The sequence below is a fragment of the Isoptericola sp. NPDC056578 genome, assembly GCF_042793275.1.
GTDB lineage: Bacteria > Actinomycetota > Actinomycetes > Actinomycetales > Cellulomonadaceae > Isoptericola.
This window is the reverse complement of the sequence record NZ_JBHTVC010000095.1, coordinates 9,982-10,955: the sequence shown is the minus strand read 5'-3', so window position 1 is coordinate 10,955 and position 974 is coordinate 9,982. Positions and strand designations below refer to the sequence as shown.

Sequence of the window (974 nt, the reverse complement as noted above, 5' to 3'; positions counted from 1 at the left end):
CCCTCGGCTTCTCGCCGAGGGGCACGGGCCGTCGTCGTGCGGCTGCGGGGTGCCCCGGGTGGGATTCGAACCCACACTGGATCGGGTTTGAGCCGATTGCCTCTGCCGGTTGGGCTACCGGGGCGCGCCGCCCATCCAACCACGCGCTCGAGGCGGTGGCCGAACCGTCCGACCGCTGGTCGGCGGGCAGGCCGTCGCCCTCGTCACACCCGGCACGGGACGCGGCGCCCCCTCGCGGCCACTAGGATGGACGGGTGACCGACGAGAAGCCCCACGACGCGAAGCCCGAGGCGACGGTGCCGCTCGACCTGCCGCCCCTGATCGACCAGGAGCCCGAGGCCCCGAAGACGCCGGAGCGACCCGCGCGTCGCGCGGTCGTCGTCGAGGACGAGGCGCTCATCCGGATGGATGTCGTCGAGACGCTCCGCGAGGCGGGGTTCGACGTCGTCGGCGAGGCGGGCGACGGTGAGACCGCGGTGCGGCTCGCCACCGAGCTCAAGCCCGACGTCGTCGTGATGGACGTCAAGATGCCCGAGCTGGACGGCATCTCGGCGGCCGAGCGGATCGGCAAGGCGCACGCCGCGCCCGTCGTCCTGCTCACCGCCTTCTCCCAGACCGAGCTCGTCGAGCGGGCGCGTGACGCCGGCGCGATGGCCTACGTCGTCAAGCCCTTCACGCCTGCGGACCTGCTCCCGGCGGTGGAGATCGCGATCTCCCGCTACCAGCAGATCGGGGCGCTCGAGGCCGAGGTCGCGGACCTCACCGAGCGGTTCGAGACCCGCAAGCGCGTGGACCGCGCGAAGGGCCTCCTGATGACCAAGATGGGCCTGAGCGAGCCGGAGTCCTTCCGCTGGATCCAGAAGACGTCGATGGACCGCCGCCTCACGATGCGCGAGGTCGCGGACGCCGTCATCGAGCAGGTCGGCGGAGCCTGATCCGCACCACGGTGGCCCGGTCGCAGGAGGAGTCCTGCG

Annotated in this window: 1 protein-coding gene and 1 tRNA gene; one reads left to right on the top strand and one right to left on the bottom strand. The window is 72.5% G+C overall.

The annotated features are described in order from the left end of the window. Window positions 1-50 precede the first annotated feature (50 nt). A tRNA-Leu gene (locus ACFQ80_RS21920) sits at window positions 51-124 on the bottom strand. Window positions 125-308: 184 nt separating this feature from the next. Here ACFQ80_RS21920 and ACFQ80_RS21915 point away from each other — a divergent pair. After that, window positions 309-935 (top strand): ANTAR domain-containing response regulator, encoded by a 627-nt coding sequence (locus tag ACFQ80_RS21915; RefSeq protein WP_429729957.1) that lies wholly within the window; start codon window positions 309-311, stop codon window positions 933-935. Window positions 936-974: the final 39 nt, after the last annotated feature.